This window comes from Kitasatospora sp. GP82, assembly GCF_029892105.1.
Taxonomy (GTDB): domain Bacteria; phylum Actinomycetota; class Actinomycetes; order Streptomycetales; family Streptomycetaceae; genus Kitasatospora.
The window spans coordinates 21,626-37,166 of record NZ_JARZAJ010000020.1 but is presented as its reverse complement, the minus strand read 5'-3'; the positions used below and the strand labels follow the sequence as shown (position 1 = coordinate 37,166).

At 70.2% G+C, this 15,541-nt stretch carries 13 protein-coding genes and 1 pseudogene; 6 read left to right on the top strand and 8 right to left on the bottom strand.

Translation table 11 applies throughout. The features are described 5' to 3' along the window. Window positions 1-33 precede the first annotated feature (33 nt). Both P3T39_RS21965 and P3T39_RS21960 read right to left on the bottom strand, forming a co-directional pair. Complete coding sequence (locus P3T39_RS21965) at window positions 34-810, bottom strand: alpha/beta family hydrolase (protein WP_280700181.1); 777 nt, start codon at window positions 808-810, stop codon at window positions 34-36. Between the two features lie 245 nt (window positions 811-1,055). Next, complete coding sequence (locus P3T39_RS21960) at window positions 1,056-2,456, bottom strand: TerD family protein (RefSeq protein ID WP_348534372.1); 1,401 nt, start codon at window positions 2,454-2,456, stop codon at window positions 1,056-1,058. A 173-nt stretch (window positions 2,457-2,629) separates the two neighbouring features. Between P3T39_RS21960 and P3T39_RS21955 the strand changes: the two genes are divergently transcribed. Then, window positions 2,630-3,475 (top strand): S-methyl-5'-thioadenosine phosphorylase, encoded by an 846-nt coding sequence (locus tag P3T39_RS21955; RefSeq protein WP_280700259.1) that lies wholly within the window; start codon window positions 2,630-2,632, stop codon window positions 3,473-3,475. A gap of 6 nt (window positions 3,476-3,481) precedes the next feature. Here P3T39_RS21955 and P3T39_RS21950 read toward each other — a convergent pair whose 3' ends face one another. Continuing rightward, on the bottom strand, window positions 3,482-4,309 hold the full coding sequence (locus P3T39_RS21950; protein WP_280700180.1) for a HEAT repeat domain-containing protein: 828 nt from the start codon (window positions 4,307-4,309) through the stop codon (window positions 3,482-3,484). Between P3T39_RS21950 and P3T39_RS21945 the strand changes: the two genes are divergently transcribed. The 3 genes from P3T39_RS21945 to P3T39_RS21935 all read left to right on the top strand — a co-directional run bounded on the left by P3T39_RS21945 (window position 4,290) and on the right by P3T39_RS21935 (window position 6,799). Beyond that, window positions 4,290-5,168, top strand: coding sequence for an NAD(P)-dependent oxidoreductase (locus P3T39_RS21945; protein ID WP_280700179.1), 879 nt, complete (start codon window positions 4,290-4,292; stop codon window positions 5,166-5,168). The genes P3T39_RS21950 and P3T39_RS21945 overlap by 20 nt on opposite strands. Then, window positions 5,165-5,920: a metallophosphoesterase gene (locus P3T39_RS21940; RefSeq protein ID WP_280700178.1), complete on the top strand. Its 756-nt coding sequence runs from the start codon at window positions 5,165-5,167 to the stop codon at window positions 5,918-5,920. The genes P3T39_RS21945 and P3T39_RS21940 overlap by 4 nt, the downstream gene beginning before the upstream one ends. Before the next feature lie 369 nt (window positions 5,921-6,289). Then, entirely contained in the window at window positions 6,290-6,799 is a 510-nt protein-coding gene (locus P3T39_RS21935) for a hypothetical protein (protein ID WP_280700177.1), read from the top strand. Window positions 6,800-6,889: 90 nt separating this feature from the next. Here the strand turns inward: P3T39_RS21935 and P3T39_RS21930 are convergent, their stop codons facing one another. Together P3T39_RS21930 and P3T39_RS21925 are read right to left on the bottom strand one after the other, a co-directional pair. After that, window positions 6,890-7,288 (bottom strand): hypothetical protein, encoded by a 399-nt coding sequence (locus tag P3T39_RS21930; RefSeq protein WP_280700176.1) that lies wholly within the window; start codon window positions 7,286-7,288, stop codon window positions 6,890-6,892. After that, complete coding sequence (locus tag P3T39_RS21925) at window positions 7,288-8,697, bottom strand: molybdopterin-dependent oxidoreductase (RefSeq protein ID WP_348534371.1); 1,410 nt, start codon at window positions 8,695-8,697, stop codon at window positions 7,288-7,290. The genes P3T39_RS21930 and P3T39_RS21925 overlap by 1 nt, the downstream gene beginning before the upstream one ends. 113 nt (window positions 8,698-8,810) lie before the next feature. Between P3T39_RS21925 and P3T39_RS21920 the strand changes: the two genes are divergently transcribed. Beyond that, window positions 8,811-10,169: a glycosyltransferase 87 family protein gene (locus tag P3T39_RS21920; protein WP_280700175.1), complete on the top strand. Its 1,359-nt coding sequence runs from the start codon at window positions 8,811-8,813 to the stop codon at window positions 10,167-10,169. Between the two features lie 478 nt (window positions 10,170-10,647). Here the strand turns inward: P3T39_RS21920 and P3T39_RS21915 are convergent, their stop codons facing one another. Further along, window positions 10,648-12,090: a hypothetical protein gene (locus tag P3T39_RS21915; protein ID WP_280700174.1), complete on the bottom strand. Its 1,443-nt coding sequence runs from the start codon at window positions 12,088-12,090 to the stop codon at window positions 10,648-10,650. 226 nt (window positions 12,091-12,316) lie between these two features. Between P3T39_RS21915 and P3T39_RS21910 the strand changes: the two are divergent. After that, a pseudogene (locus P3T39_RS21910) lies at window positions 12,317-12,934 on the top strand (transposase family protein); the annotation flags it as partial. A gap of 273 nt (window positions 12,935-13,207) precedes the next feature. On the opposite strand, the gene P3T39_RS21905 reads toward P3T39_RS21910, so the two are convergent. Then, window positions 13,208-13,618 (bottom strand): hypothetical protein, encoded by a 411-nt coding sequence (locus P3T39_RS21905; RefSeq protein ID WP_280700173.1) that lies wholly within the window; start codon window positions 13,616-13,618, stop codon window positions 13,208-13,210. A 157-nt stretch (window positions 13,619-13,775) separates the two neighbouring features. Next, a complete protein-coding gene (locus P3T39_RS21900) occupies window positions 13,776-15,302 on the bottom strand; it encodes an ISL3 family transposase (protein ID WP_280700257.1) in 1,527 nt (508 codons plus the stop codon). Window positions 15,303-15,541: the final 239 nt, after the last annotated feature.

Below are 15,541 nucleotides of genomic sequence, written 5' to 3'. Positions count from 1 at the left end.
TGCCGTCCTGCGGCCACCGCTGTGCGTCCATCGCTATGCGGTCATCGTCGGGGCGGGGAGGCGGGGGACCGGCGGGGTGGTGATCCTCCTGGGCAGGGCGAGTTCGAGCCCGCCGGGATCGTCGCCCTTCAGGGCCAGCGCAGCCGCCGCCGCGCCGGGCATCGGGCGCAGGCCGAGCAGCGCGCTCGTGAACCCGGCGGTTGCGCGGTGCCAGTCCGAGGCGCGGTGCAACAGGGTGTGGCCCGAACCGTGGACGGTGTATCCGGCGACCTGGGCGCCCGCCGTACGGGCCCGGGCCGCGAAGCGCCGGGTCTCGGCGGGATCGGTGACCCGGTCGCGGTCGCCGTGCAGGGTGAGCAGCTGACGGTCCTTCAGATGCAGGTGCGGGTCCTCGTCGGGGCACCACGGCGCGAGTGCGACCACACCGGTCACGCAGGGGTGGGCAGCTGCGCGGAGCGCGGCCCGGCCGCCCATCGAGTGGCCGATCAGCACGGTCGGGACCGGGCCGAGTTCCTCGGCGAGGTCCCCGAGCGCGGCGGTGGCATCCCTGGCGGCGTCGGCCCGTTCACCGTTCCACCCCCGGTGCCGGTAGCGCACCACGCCGACGGCGACCTGGGCGCCGGCCGTAGCCCTGGCCACCGCTCGCACGAAGCCGCCCATCCGCAGCCCCGGCAGGTTCACCGGCCCCGGCCTGGCCTCGTTCTCCACCTCGCCGCCGTGCAGCACCAACACGGCGGCCACCGGTGCGGTGAGCCGCACCCGCCACGCCAGAGGCCGGTGTCCGTACGCCGCTGAGCTGCCTGTCGCCATCTCCACCCTTGCCCGTCCGGTCCCGCGCGCGGGACGGTCGCTGTCCCGCGTTCGGGACGGCCACTGTACGCCGAACGGTGGATGGGAGCGGCGAGTTCCGGAACGCGAGGGTTCGGCGCCGTTGGTGCTCCTCCGGTCGTGCCTGCCCCGCCCGGATCCGCTCCAGGCACTCATCGGAGTCGACTGCACTGTCCAGGCTGATGGGTCACTTGCCGGCGAGCACTCCAAGTCCGCCTGCATCCGCTCTACTTGCGTCCGGTGGACCACTGGAGGTTCCAGCCGTAGGCGAGATCTATCATCTCGTGGTTCGACTGGTGCTCGGTGCGCTGGAAGTAGCGTCCCTGGCGGTGGACCACCAGTTCCCTGCCGTTGTTCTCCAGCAGCGCGACGACGCAGCTGGTCGCGGGGAACTCGCAGCTGTCGAGCGCCAGTTCAATGGTCGGGCCGCCGGCGGGGAAGAGGGTGGCCAGGCCGTTCAGCCCGGTCAGCGGGAGCTGGTCGTAGGAGTACACGAAGACCAGCAGGCGGCGGATCGCGGCGGAGTGGTCGAGGTTGATCCAGAGGTCCTCGCCGTCGGCGAGCGAGCCGGTGCGGTCGTCATTGGCCAGCTGGACGTACGGTGGCTCGTACAGGTTGCCGAAGCGCTGGGCGATGGCCTGCACGATTCCCTTGCTGCCGTCGTGGAGTTCCCAGAGGCAGGCCAGGTCGAGGTCCCGCCCACTGGGTGCCTGGGCCGGGAGGGCGGCGCGCAGCTTCTTGGCCAGCCAACCGCCGCCGCCCTGACGGTGCGAGGCGCCGGGGGCCTGCGTGCCGTTGGCGGAGGTCCAGTTGAGGTTGACCCGCAGCATGCCGCCGGTGGTGCCGTGCTTGGTCAGGGAGACCATCGGGTTCTTGGCGGTGAGGTAGACCTTGCTGAGGCTGACGGGTGCGGGTGCGGGTGCGGGTGCGGGTGCCGGTGCGGGCGGCGCGGCCGGTGCGAGCGGGGGCGGGAGAAGGTAGTCGGCTTCCGCAGGCGCAGGCGCAGGCGCAGGCGCAGGCGTCGGGGGTACGGGGAGTGCAGGCGGGGCAGCAGCGGGGATGTGGTCGACGGCCGGCGTGGGTTCCTCGTCGACCTGGATGCCGTAGTCGGTGGCCAGCCCCGCCAGCCCGCTGTCGTACCCCTGCCCGACTGCGCGGAACTTCCAGCCACCGCCCCGCCGGTACAGCTCCCCGAGCACGAAGGCCGTCTCGCTGCTCGCGCCGGTGTCCTCGAAACGGGCCAGCTCCTCACCGGAGACCGTGTCGAGTATCCGCAGATGAAGACCGGGCAACCGTCCGAACGGGCCGCCGTCACTGGAGGCCGCCAGCACCACGGTCTCCACCTCGTGGTCCAGCGTCTCCAGCGCCACCGTCAGCGTGTCCACCACGCCGTCGGAGACCGGACCGTCGGAGGCCGGCTGCTTTCCGAGGTGACGCACCGAACCGGAGCTGTCCTGCGGCTGGTTGTAGAAGACGAAGTCGGCGTCCGAGCGGACCCGTCCGCCCGCCAGCAGCAGCGCGGAGGCGTCCGCGTCGGGGACCCCCGGCCCGCCGCGCCAGCGCAGCTCCACCCGGACTCCGGTCGTGGCCAGCGCGATGTTCGCGCCCTTCGCTATCAGCATCAGCATCAGCAGTCCGTTCCGCTCCGATGGTGGGCAAGGGCGGACATACCCTCGCAGGTCCACCCTAGAAGGCGGCAGCCGTCGTACATCCGTAAGACCCACGATCGCCGGTCCTGACGGCGTTGGATCCTAAGGTGGGAGCAGGACGAGACCGAAAGGCAGTCACCGTGGCTGACACCATGACAGGCAGCGCCCGCAACCTGCGCGCCGAGCTCGGCGTGATCGGGGGCTCCGGCCTCTACGCGCTGCTGGACGACGTGACCGAGATCGCCGTCGAGACCCCTTACGGGCCACCCAGCGACTCGCTCTTCGTCGGTGAGGTGGCCGGGCGCAGCGTCGCCTTCCTGCCCAGGCACGGGCGCGGGCACAGCCTGCCGCCGCATCGGATCAACTACCGCGCCAACCTCTGGGCGCTGCACTCGCTCGGCGTGCGCCAGGTGCTCGGACCGTGCGCGGTCGGCGGGCTGCGCCCCGAGTACGGCCCCGGCACGCTGGTCCTCCCCGACCAGTTCGTGGACCGCACCTCGGGGCGGGAGCAGACCTTCTACGACGGCCTGCCGCTGCCGGACGGCGGCGTCCCCGAGGTCGTGCACGTCTCGATGGCCGACCCGTACTGCCCCGACGGCCGCAGCTCGGCGCTGGCCGCCGCCCGGGACAGCGCCTGGGAGCCGGTGGACGGCGGCACCCTGGTGGTGGTCCAGGGCCCGCGCTTCTCGACCCGTGCCGAGTCCCGCTGGTTCACCGGCAACGGCTGGTCGGTGATCGGTATGACCGGTCACCCGGAGGCCGCGCTCGCCCGTGAACTCGGGCTCTGCTACACCTCGTTGGCCCTGGTGACCGACCTCGACGCGGGTGTGGAGAGCGGCGAGGGCGTCACCCATGCCGAGGTGCTCGAGGTCTTCGCCCGCAACGTCGACCGGCTGCGCACCGTGCTGTTCAAGGCACTTGAGGGGCTGCCGGCCTCCCGGGACTGCATCTGCTCGCATGCGCTGGACGGCCTGGAGACCGGACTCCCCGGTATCTGAGCCCGTTCACCCAGGGCTCCTCGGCCGGTCGGCGGCGACCAGTTCGGCAGCGTGTGCGGGGTCGCCGCCTGCCCGCCCGAGCAGTGCCTCGACGTCGTAACCGGATGATCCGAAGGCGGCGTCGAGGCCGAGGGACATGCCGTGGTCGAAGCGCTCCATGTACACGGCGGCGGCCAGGTCGGGGCGGAGCCGGTCGAGCGTGCACACCAGGTCCCAGGCGAAGGCGTCCAGCCGTTCGCGCTGCACCGGGTCGCAGGCGTTCACTGCGGCAGTGACCCCCGCGCCGTCGGGCTCGTACTCCAGCAGGGCCGGCAGCAGTTCGGGAACGCCCATGATCTGCGCCGCGGTGAAGGTGAGGACGTGCGCGCCCTCGGGGCTGCCGAGCAGTTCCACCAGCAGCGGGACGGCACTCGGGTCGCGTCTGCGGGCCAGTCCGCGGATGCCCTCCTCGCGGGCATCCGCATTCTCGTCGGTGGTCCGCTCCCACAGCGCGGCCCGGATCCCGGGGCTGTCGACCTCGGCCTGGAAGCCCAGCGTGAACGTCGCCCAGTCGCGGACCCGGGGGTCGTCGTCGCGGGACAGCCTGACGAGTGCGCGAATGTCCGGCCCGTCCGCCACGCCGGTGGCGACCCCCGCAAAGGACCCGGCCGCCCGCCGGCGGACCTCGGCGTCGGGATGCCCGGCGAGGGCGACGAGGACGGGGACGGCGCGCTGGTCGTACTGGACCAGGAATTCGGCATGGAACCGGATCTTCCTCCTGCTCCGGTGATCCTCTACGTTCGAGGGCGAAAGCCCGGACGAAGGGAGCACGAGCGTGGAACGGATCGCTGTCATCGGGCTCGGCGCGATGGGCGCGCCGATCGCCCGCCGGTTGCTGGCCAACGGCCGCCGGATCACCGTCTGGAATCGCTCGCCGCAGCGGGCGGCGGCATTGCGGGAGACGGGCGCTGCGGTCGGGTCGAGTCCGGCGGATGCGGCACGCGGGGCCGAGGCGGTGATCGTGATGGTCGCCGACCCGCAAGCACTGCTGGCGGTGACCGAGGGCGAGCACGGGATCGCCGCCGGAGTCGGACCGGAAGCGGTGGTCGTGCAGATGTCCACGGTGTCGCCCTCGTCGGTGACCCGTCTCGCGAAGGCGCTGCCCGCGGGTACGGGACTGCTGGACGCGCCGGTGCTCGGCAGTGTGGCCGAGGCCGCGTCAGGAGGTCTGCGGATCCTGGTCGGTGGCCCGCAAGCCCTGGTCGAACGGTGCTCGCCCCTGCTGGAGCAGCTGGGTTCACCGCTGCACGTCGGGGAATTGGGCGCCGGCACGGCGGCGAAACTCGTCGCCAACAACGCACTCTTCGGTGTGCTGGGTGTGCTGGGCGAATCCCTCGCGCTGGGTGGCGCACTGGGGCTGTCGTGGGAGTCCCTGCACGAGGTGCTGGGCGTGACGCCGTTGGCGGAGCAGGCGGCGCGTCGACGCGGCGCGATCGAGGCCGGAGTTCACCCGGCGCGCTTCGCGCTCGCCCTGGCCCGCAAGGACGCCGACCTCGTCGCCGACGCGGTCGGTGACGGCCGGCCCGGCCTCGGCCTGACCGCCGCCGTCCGGGACTGGCTCTCCGACGCCGAGCGCGCGGGACGCGGCGGCCAGGACTACTCGGCCGTCCTCACTCACATCCTGCACACCGCGACGAAGGGACCCCGGCGATGATCGTGATCGCGCACCTCAGCGACCTCCACATCGACGGCGGGCAGCGCAGCATCGAGCGCACCCGGGCCGTCATGGACTACCTCGAAGAGCTCCCCTACGACCTGGATGCCGTCCTGGTCAGTGGTGACATCGCCGACCACGCCCTGCCCGCCGAGTACGAGCAGGCCCGCCGACTGCTGGCCTCCCGGCACCCGGTCCTGGTCTGCCCGGGCAACCACGACGAGCGCGCCGCGTTCCGGCGCTGTCTGCTCGGGCAGCCGGGATCGACGGCACCGGTCAACCAGGTGTACCGCACCGCCGACTTCGTGATCGCACTGTGCGACTCCTCAGTGCCGGGCAAGGACGATGGCTTCCTCGACGACCAGACGCTGGCGTGGCTGGAGGACACCCTGGCCCAGGCTCCGGCCCGGGTGCCCGTACTGGTCGGGTTCCACCACCCGCCGACCCCGCTGCACGTCCCCTTCGTCGACGGCATCCGCCAGTTCGGAGCAGAGCGGCTGGCCGCGATCGCGGACCGCCACCCCAACCTCGCGGCCTTCCTTTGCGGGCACGCCCACACCCCGGCGGCGACCACCTTCGCCGGACGGCCGCTGCTGGTGGCACCAGGAGTCGTGTCCACGCTCCGGCTCCCCTGGGAACACCGGGCCCACCCCGAGGACCACGTCCACCTCGACCAGCCTCCCGCGCTCGCCTTCCACATCCTGGACGACGAGGGACGGCTGACCACCCACTACCGGTGCGTCAGCGACTGATCACGTGGTGACGGACCTCGAGACCGTGCCGAGGCTCGACCGCCTTGCTGCGGCGAGCTGCATATGTGTGGTCAAACGGTGGGAGTCGACGCGAACGGCAGGGAGGTGAGGTCGGCCTGGAACTTCGCATACCGAGCTGCGGTGATCTGCCGGATCACCACGATCGCCAAGGCCGCCGCGACAACGTTGGCCAAAAGACAAGGCCGACGAGGGCGCTCGATGGTTGCCGGCGGCCTGCGAATGAGCGAGGGGGAGCACAGGGAGTGATGTAACCGTTGGGAGTCGTGCGCTTGCGAACCGTAGTCGGGCGGGTGAGGCTGGCGGTCGCCGCCCCCCAGCGGCCTCGGATCACAGAGCAAAGGTCATTTCATGCGCACCAAGCGGATAATCGCGGCATTCGCCGGCGTCGTCCTCACCGGAGCCCTTGCCACCACCATCCACGCGAATGCGGCCACCGCGCCGACCCACCAGGTCGCCGTCCAGCGGGCGGACCAGACGAAATCACTCCAGCAGATCCACCAGCTCGGCCTCCTCGGCGACCTCACCAGCGCGGTCGACGCCGTGGCGCGCTCCGCCAAGGCCAACCCCCGGCCCAGCGCGGCCGACCTCCAGTCCCAGGTGGACAGGGCGAAGGCGGCCGCCGCCGCCCTGCAGGCCGAGCTCCAGAAACCGGCCAATGCCACCAAGCAGGGCATGGCGACGCGCAGCCTCGCGTCCGACCTCGCCAAGCTGAATGCCGACCTCGCCACGCTGGCCAGCGATCTCCAGGCCAACCCCACCGCAGTCCCCGGGGACCTGGCCGCGATCGCCGCCGACCTCGTTGCCATCGTCGGCGACGTCACCGGCGTTCTGGACGCCCCGGCCGCTGCCACGCACTGACCGTATGCTCCCGCGTCCGCCCCGCCATCCGGCGAGGCGGACGTCGCGCTGCCGGCGGTGGAACAGGTTCAGGCCCTTGCCCCTGAAGGCCTAAGGCTTGCGCCGTCGCAGGGTCCGCGAGCAGAGGGCTGCGAGCGCGGCGACGGCTGCCGTCGCGGCCAGGACCAGAAGCCAGTTGCGCAGATAGGGGAGCGGCAGGACGGAGGCGTTGCCGCCGTTGTGACCGTCACGGAGGATGAGGGGCAGCGCGACAGCGGTGACTGCCGCTGCGACGACCAGCCAGCCGCGCAGCACCGGTCCGCGCACAAAGGAGGCCCCCAGCACACAGAGCAGCGGCACCCAGAGCCCGTCGTGGAGCACCAGCCCGCCGACCAGCCAGATCAGTACGTCCAGCGGGTCGCGGATGTAGCTGTCGTGCAGCAGCCCGTACACCCCGTACCCGATCAGACCGACCCCGACCGCGACGGTGGCCACCCGCAGGGTCCGCATCACAGCACCTCCATTCGGACGACCCACTTGGTCTGCAGCACCCCGGGCCGGTTGGGGGCGATGATCCGTGCCGGGTAGCCGTGATCGGCCGTCAGCACCTGGCCGTTCACCCGCACCGCCAGCAGCGTCAGTGGATCCTGCGCGTACGCTGCGGGCATTTCCATGATCCGGTACGGCCCGTCGGCCTCCAGTGAGGTCACCCGCACCCGCGCGGTGGCCGGGGCGCCCGCGCGAGCCAGCAGGTCCTTGATGCGAACCCCCGTCCAGTGCGCCGAGGCGCTCCAGCCTTCCACGCAGGAGATCGGCAGACGTGACTGGTGCTGGGGGAGGGCGAGCAGCTGATCCATCGTCAGTTCGTACGGCTGCGGGCCGTCGACGCGCAGGCGCCAGTCGGCCGGGGCGACGGTGGTGCCCGCCTCGGCGGCCGTGCGGGTGATCGGGAGGCCGAGTTCGCCGATGTCGGGACGACGCGGAGCCAGCAGGTCGAAGTGACGCAGCCAGGGCACGGTCTGCCCGGCCGTGGTGACGGTGACGGCGGCCACCGCTGCTGTCACGGACCCGAGGAACGCCCGGCGCTGTCGAAACTCCGGGCTGACGCGCCGCCAGTGCTGGCCGATCATCGGACCCTTGGCGGCCACGTGCAGCAGCAGGCCGCCGGTCGCCACCCAGGCCAGCCAGAAGTGGGTCTGCCGGAACGGGAACGGCCACGGGTACCACTCGATGATGTTGAGCAGCCCCGTGAACAGCTCCAGCAGCATCGTGGAGACCAGGATCGCGATACCGAGCCGCTCCAGCGCGTGCAGCACGCTGCGCGCAGGCGGCCACTCGAAGAGGCGGGGGTAGACGGTCCAGAGTTTCGCGCCGAGCAGCGGGATGGCGGCGATGCCCGAGATGACGTGCAGCCCCTGGGTGACGCGGTAGCCGTCGACCGGGCGGCTCGGCAGATGGTCACGCAGCCAGGTCGGCGGCTGCTGGAGAACATGGCTGAGCAGGCCCGTCAGGAAGCAGACCAGCAGTGCTGCGCCCAGCCAGCGGCCGATCACCACCGTGGTGCGCGGCTCGTGCAGCGCGGAGGTGAACGTCCCCTCACGCAGCGGTCCTTGGCGCAGGATCTGCGGCGGTGTCGGGAGGGGGAGGTCGTACGGGCGGCGCCGGGCTGTCCGGTGCGGCTCGGGGTTGGCGGGCTCAGCCGGTTCGGAAGGACCGGAGGGTTCGGCAGGTTCGGACCGCTTGGCGGGTTGCGGGGGTTGCGGGGGTTGCGGGGGTTGCGCGGGCTTGGCGCTGTCCGGCGGTTGGGGCTGTGCCTCGGGTGGCTCCGGCGATACGGGTGGCTCTGCTGGTGCAGGTCGTGCAGGTGGTTCGGGCTTGGCGGGGCCGGTGGGTTCGCTGTCGGGAGTTTCTGGGTCCACGACTCCATGAGAGCGCCTGAAGGCCCTGCCGACCGGCCTCGACGTGCTTACGGAAGTCGAACGGCGGTTAGCCGTTACGTCGGAGCGGTGCGACGCGGTGGCAGGCTGAACTCGTGCCCACCACCCGTCTGACCTCCCGTTGTGCCACCGTGCCCGCCGCCCTCGCGCTGGGCGTCCTGGTTGCCGCCCTGGCCCGTACCGTCACCGGAGGCGGAACGCTCGGCAACCCCCGCCCGCTGTACGGCTGGTACCTCGCCGACCTCGCCCTGTTCGCGATCGCGATGGCCCTGCTGCGCCGGGTGCCCTCACGGCACGTCGCCCCGCTGGTGCTGGCCGGCAGCCTGGCCGTTGCCGCCACCGGCCTGCTCGCCCCGCCCCGTACCAGCGACGACGCGTACCGCTACGTCTGGGACGGCCGTGTCCAGGCCGCCGGGATCTCCCCGTACACCTACGCTCCGGACGCCCCGGCCCTGGTCGGGCTCCGCGATCCGGCGCTCTTCCCTGCCGACAGCGCCTGCACCGCCTGGAACGAGCACCGGACCGTCGCCGGCGCCTGTACCCACATCAACCGGCCGGGTGTGCACACCATCTACCCGCCCGTCGCCGAAATCTGGTTCCTGGGGCTCCACGCGGCTCACGGAACGGTACGCACCGTCCAGGTGGGCGGCGCACTGCTCGCCGTCACGACCACCGGGGCCCTGCTGCTGATCCGTCGTCAGAACTGGCGCGCGGGGCTGTGGGGTTGGTTCCCCGGCATCGCGATCTGGTCCGTCAACGATGCCCACGTGGACACGCTCGGCGCCCTGCTGCTGGTCCTCGGCCTCGCTCTGGCGGTGCGAAGGCATGCCGTTGCCGGGGGAGTCGCACTGGGCGCGGCCATCGCCACCAAGCTGATCCCCGCACTCGCGCTGCCCGGCGCCATGTCGGGGCTGCTCGCCCGGCGCCCTCGGTTTCGGGACCTGCTGCTGCCCGCGACCGCGCTGCTCACCGTCGCGCTCGTGTACGTTCCGTACGTCGTCGCCTCCGGCGCGGGGGTGATCGGCTACCTGCCCGGCTACCTCCGCGAGGAGGGCTACGAGGACGCCACCATCGACCGTTTCGGCCTGCTGCGCCTGGTGGTTCCGGCGAACTGGGCGCCGTACGCGGCGGCACTGGTGCTGACGGCCGTCGTCCTGTACGTCCTGCGGCGGGGAGATCCGGCCAGGCCCTGGAGCGGCGCGCTGCTCGTCACCGGTACCGCCTTGCTGCTGGTCGCACCCGCCTACCCCTGGTACGGCCTGCTGGTCGTCGCACTGGTTGCGCTCGACGGGCGCTGGGAGTGGCTCGCCGTCCCGGCCGCCGCGCAGGCGCTCTACCTCTTCGGCAGCGACACCCAGCAACCCGCCTATCTCGCGGCCCTCGTGGTCGTCCTGCTCGGCACCGCCCTGCGTCGCTCCGGGGGGTTGGCGAAGAAGATCCGATCAGCGCGATGAAATGACGCTCCGTCAAGGAGCGTTTCGCGGTTCACCTGATGACGAGGTCAGTTCCTGACATGGCGCAAGAGCGACGGCGTCCTGCGCGGCGGGACCCTCGTAATTCCGCTCGCACCACAGTCGGCGCGCGGTGCGTCAGAGGCCGAAGGCACCGCCTTGGATGAGGATGAGCAGGCCGATAGCGATCAGGACGACGGGCAGCAGGACGTGGCCCCAGCGCGCGGGAGCTTCTTGGCGTGCCGACCCGCCGCCGGTGGGCGGCCAGCAGCCGAGCCAGGCACTCCACCACGTGGCGCGGGACGTCGAGCGTGGCAACACAGGTGACCGACGTGAAGCCTCTGGTTCAGCAGACGATCTTGTGAGAGAGACTGTCCTACCAGGGGCTTCACGTCTGTCCGGCACCAGGGCTGCCATGTCCGGTCCGCACCGAAGCGTGCGGTTCACCTGGCTTCGCGAAGATCATTTTGCTGAGAAAACCTCAGTTGGTGCACGAGTCGGGGCGCACGGGGCTGTCAACGCAGTTGGTCGGGTGGTTGCTGCGGATGGTGGAATCCTGGAAGACGCGGAGCGCCTTGTTGGTCCACACGCCGCCCGCGTTAGTTCCGGAAGTGCCGGTGCCTGCGGTGTTGCGGACGACCTCGGTCCGGGTGAGCAGCAGATTGCCGTTAACACCGGTTCCGCCGCCGTCGCCGCCGATGTTGTAGATGCCGCCGCCTTCCCCACCGACGGCGGTGGCCCGGTTGTCGGTGACCTCAACCTCGTCCAGCGCCAGCGTGCCATTGTTCCAGAACCCGCCGCCCTGACCCGGGCTGCCGGTCACGGCGTTGTCGCTAACCCGGGTGTGGCTCACCGTGGCGGCGGTGCCGGAGTCGTCAAAGACGCCGCCGCCTTGGCCGCTGGCCTGGTTCCCTGTGATCCGACTATTTTTGACTGTGAGTTCGAATGCGTTGAAGATGCCGCCGCCTCTCCGGTCGTTGGCCCGGTTGCCCGTGACCTGGACGTCGTCCAGCACCGCCGAAACAGCCCAGATGCCACCCCCGTCTCTCCCCGCGGTGTTGTTCTCGACGCGAGTGCGACGCAAGACCGTCCTGATCTCAAGATCCAGGCCGCCTGCGCTACCCCTCGACGTATTGCCCGTAATGACACTGTCGTCGAACTCGGGAGAGCCGCCGTTGACATGGACGGCACCACCGTCACCTGCGGTGTTGCTGTGGAAGGTGGTGTGGGTGATCTCGGCGGTACCGCCGTCGATGCGCAACGCTCCGCCTGAGACACTTGCGCTGTTGGAGGTCAGCTCGCTGCCCTTCGTAAGGTTAAGGGCGCCGTTGCTGTAGATGCCCCCGCCATCGCGGTTGCTTGAGTTGTCGGTGACGGTGCTGTGGACGAGGACCGTGCGGCCGAGGTTGCTGATCCCTCCCCCCTGCCCCACGTTGGTGTTACCGGTCACGGTGCTGTCAGTCAGGCGTAGAGTGCCGCCGGCGTCCACCCGGACGCCCGCTCCCGTGTCGCTGAAGTCGGTCAGGTTGCCGCCTTTGATGGTGAGATCCTTCGCGGTCAGGTCCCCTGCGGGACCGGTGGGACCGGTGAGCGGGGGTCCAGCGATCTCGAAGATGCGGAAGGGGGTTGCCATCGGGTCCCGCTGGATGGTGGCGTCGTTGCCATCGATGGTGATGCGGCTGGTAATCACCGGCAGGCCATTGCTGTCGTTGTCCGGAGCCTTGAGGGTGTAGGTGCAGTGGTGGGCGAGCTCCAGCGTGCCGCCACCGGCGGCGTTCGCCCGATTGATCGCTCCTTTGAGAGCGTCGGCATCGCAACGCACCTGCTTGCTGTAGTCCGGGGGAGCGGCGGTGGGGGCAGCGGTGAAGGCCGTGGTGGCAGCCACGGTCATGGCGACACCAGCAACAGCACGGAATGCGGGCATGGAGGGGCTCCTACTTTCTGGTCGGCAGGCGCACCGGTCCGAGGGCCTCGTATCGGCGCACCCGCATACCTACGCGACCTTCCGAAACTATGCATCAACGGATTCTTATCCCCGTAGCCACGCTCTCTGCTCGCCCGCCCGGGCGGCGAGCAGACGCCGAAAGGCTGTCTCCCTGAGCGGCGAGACAGGGCGCTCGTTGTACCGCAGTGAAGTACGGAAACCGCTGAGGTTTTCCCAGGCCACCGGCTACCGCTACCTGCACGAGGGCATCGACGTCCTCGCCGACCAGGCCCCGGACCTGTACGAAGTCCTGAACCGCTGTCAACGCGAAGGCATGACGCACGTCGTCCTGGACGGCACGCTGATCGAATCCGACCGCCTGGCCGGCGTCCGCGAGAACGGCAACGACCTGTGGTTCTCCCAGAAGCACAAGGCGTTCGGCGGCAACATCCAGTTCCTCGCCGCCCCGGACGGCACCCCACTGTGGGTCTCCGACGTCGAGCCCGGCTCCACCCCCGACATCACTGCCGCCCGTATCCACGCCCTGCCCGCCCTCTACAAGACGGCGAAAGACGGCCTGCCCACCCTGGCCGACAAGGGCTACACCGGCGCGGGCATCGGCATCCGCATCCCCGTCCGCCGGCCAAAGGGCAAGTCCGAACAGGCACTTCACGTCGACACCCGCATGTTCAACACCCTGCTGCGGCACGTCCGAGCCCTCGGCGAGCGCACCGCCGCCGAACTCAAGCAGCGATGGCGCACCCTGCAGCACGTCACGCTCAGCCCCAGCCGGATCGGCGACATCACCCGTGCCGCCCTCGTCCTCAACGGAATCTGGAAGTGATCACCGTTGAGAACACTCACTGGGCGGCCAGATGGAGCAGTGCATCCGGCCCGAGCGGTGGCCGGATGCAACGAGTGGGGCCGGACGAAGGGTCTGGCGCAAGTTGTGTGACGGCGGTTGCAGAGCGTCAGCCCCGTGCCGTGATGATGGGCGGCCGTGTAATCGTTCCTCCGCATGATCTTGTCCGGTGGCACGGCGAACAGTCGGACCAGCGCACGGGCTAACCCCGAAAGGCCACAAGCAAGATCGCAGCCAAGGTCTCCCAATCCCGTATCAGCTGGTAGTGAGTAGTGCAGCGAGAATGACCAGCACATCCGCACAGGCCATCCAGAGGGCGGCCCTACTGGCGAACCCGGCCCAGCCTGGCTTGAACAGTCTGTGACTCAGAAGGGCGAGAAGAGCTGCGGCGAACGGGATAACCGCCAAGATGATTGCCGCGAGGCCCCGCTCGTGAATCTGCTGGAGAGTTTGGCCTGGCACCTGCGCCAATTCGTCCGGCGCGAAGTGAGCAGTAAGGAGGTAGCTCCCTCTCGCAACTAGGAGGAACTGCGCAATTCCACCGACGACCAGCACCACCGTCAGTACGGGCACGGCCGCCCACACATTGCGTCTAGCTTCAGGCACGGTAGTCTCCCCACTCCTTCGATCCATGATGAGTCTGGCGCATCTCACGTTCTTGAACAAGTTCAAAATGAGGTGATTGGCACACTCTCAGCGGCAGGCCCGACCCACGACACCACACGCGTCACCACCGCCCAGCTCGCCTTGCTGCGGTCCGACGTCGGGTGCCCCGTGATCGACCGCGCGATGCAAAGGTTGCGCGTGCGGGGGCTACAGAGCGTCAGGCCAGAAGTACGCGCTTGCGCAGGAGCGGGAAGCCGGCGCGTCCGAACATTTGTCGTTTCAGCATCTTGATCCGGTTGACGGCTCCTTCGACGTGGCCGGAGTTCCAGTGGCTGGTGAGTCCGGCCTCGACGGCGCCGCGGTCGACGTTGAGGCCGGCGGCGAAGCTGCTGATCCCGGGCAGGGCGGAGGACGTGGCTTCGGTGATCCAGTCAGTGAGGTGTTCCCCTTCCAGGAGGGTGAGCATGCAGGCGAAGGCGGTGACCAGGCAGGCGGCGGTGTCCAGTTCGGGGCAGTGCGCCAGGACGGCCTTGCGCTGGACTTCCTCGTCGTGGGTGAGGCCTGCCGGGTGGCGGGTGAGCCAGCCGGTGACCTGCCGGAACGTGGGCGCCGGGGGCGGTGGCGGCATGCTGTCCGGATCGGCCAGGGCGTCCTGCTTCCAGACGGCGAGGATCGTGTAGCTGCCGCGATAGCCCCGCTGTTTGATCTCTTCCAGCAGGGCCAGGCCGGTGATCTTCCCTCCGGTCTCCTCCCAGCGCTGGGCCAGGTAGGCCTTGAAGGGATCGAGCTTGCTCGCCCGCGGGCGCTGCCCCTTCACCATGTCCTGCCAGTGCTTCGCTCGCGCATATCGCTGCACGGTGTGGCGACCCCAGCCCAGGTGGCGGGCAACCTCACGCAGGCCCATGCCACGTGCCAGCAACTGGTGGACAAGTGCGTGGTGTTCGCGGCGGCGGTCGGCCATCCGCCCGGTCGGGTCGACCGGCCCGGCCGTGTCGCTGCCGGTGGGCGTCGGGGTCTCCCACTGGGGCTCGGGTTCCGGTTCGACGGCGGGGAGGCTGTTCAGGCAGGGCCGGTGGTCCATGACGGTGCGCTCGACGGCGCGGACCAGGTTGGCCCACAGGTGGTACCGGTCGGCGACCTGCCGGGCCTGCGGCGCCGCGGTGTCGGCGGCCTCCGCGTAGGCGCTCGCGCGGTCCCGGCAGATCACCTCGATCTGCGGGTGTCCGGCCAGCCAGGGCGCGAGCGTTGCCGCGTCGCGCTCGGGAAGCAGGTCCAGGACCCGGTGGGTGACCGCGTCGGTGATGACAGTGCCGTCGATATGGCCCTTTCGCAGGGCGAAGTCGTCGACCCCGACCGCCGTCGGCGTACCGACGACAGGGTCGGGCAGCTCCATCACCCGTCGCAGCAGTGTGCTGCGGCTGGCGCGGATGCCCAGCAATGCGGCCATCCGCGCCCCGGCACGGCCAGCCAGCGCCAGGCCCAGGTCGGCAACGGACTTGCGCTGCCGTTCGGTGACCTGGCCGTGACGGCGTGTCAGTCCAACGACCTGCTCGGCAAACGTGCGCCGCGGACACGATGCATCCGGGCAGGTGAACCGCCGCACCCGCAAGGCGAGAACCACCGGGCGCCCGCAACTGGGCAGATCCGACGGATAGCGCAGGTAGGAGCCGTGGACTCGCTTCGACCACTCCCCGCAGCAAGGGCAGGAGGCACCAGGCGCGGCTACCCGGGCCTCGACCCGCACCACCGCACCGGACACTTCAACACCGACCACCTCCAACTCCGGCAACGACGGGAACAGCAACTCACAGAGCCATGACCACGATTGCGACACAAGAGCCGACCGTCAGCCATTCGCGGCAGCAGGCCGCCGAGTTTCGGACGATCTTCAGACCCCACCGACCCGCAGAATCCGTCACCCAGCGTCACCGATCACAAAACCTGGGCCAGACCCCGGACGAACCCGGAACGGTGGGGCCGAAA

Excerpts from the sequence above, each read along its gene's own strand:
- P3T39_RS21950 (WP_280700180.1), bottom strand. The coding sequence starts at position 4,309 with ATGACAGCGATCCGTTCCACGCTCGTGCTCCCTTCGTCCGGGCTTTCG.
- P3T39_RS21930 (WP_280700176.1), bottom strand. The coding sequence starts at position 7,288 with ATGCGGACCCTGCGGGTGGCCACCGTCGCGGTCGGGGTCGGTCTGATC.
- P3T39_RS21965 (WP_280700181.1), bottom strand. The coding sequence starts at position 810 with ATGGCGACAGGCAGCTCAGCGGCGTACGGACACCGGCCTCTGGCGTGG.
- P3T39_RS21935 (WP_280700177.1), top strand. The coding sequence starts at position 6,290 with ATGCGCACCAAGCGGATAATCGCGGCATTCGCCGGCGTCGTCCTCACC.
- P3T39_RS21940 (WP_280700178.1), top strand. The coding sequence starts at position 5,165 with ATGATCGTGATCGCGCACCTCAGCGACCTCCACATCGACGGCGGGCAG.
- P3T39_RS21955 (WP_280700259.1), top strand. The coding sequence starts at position 2,630 with ATGACAGGCAGCGCCCGCAACCTGCGCGCCGAGCTCGGCGTGATCGGG.
- P3T39_RS21960 (WP_348534372.1), bottom strand. The coding sequence starts at position 2,456 with ATGCTGATGCTGATAGCGAAGGGCGCGAACATCGCGCTGGCCACGACC.
- P3T39_RS21915 (WP_280700174.1), bottom strand. The coding sequence starts at position 12,090 with ATGCCCGCATTCCGTGCTGTTGCTGGTGTCGCCATGACCGTGGCTGCC.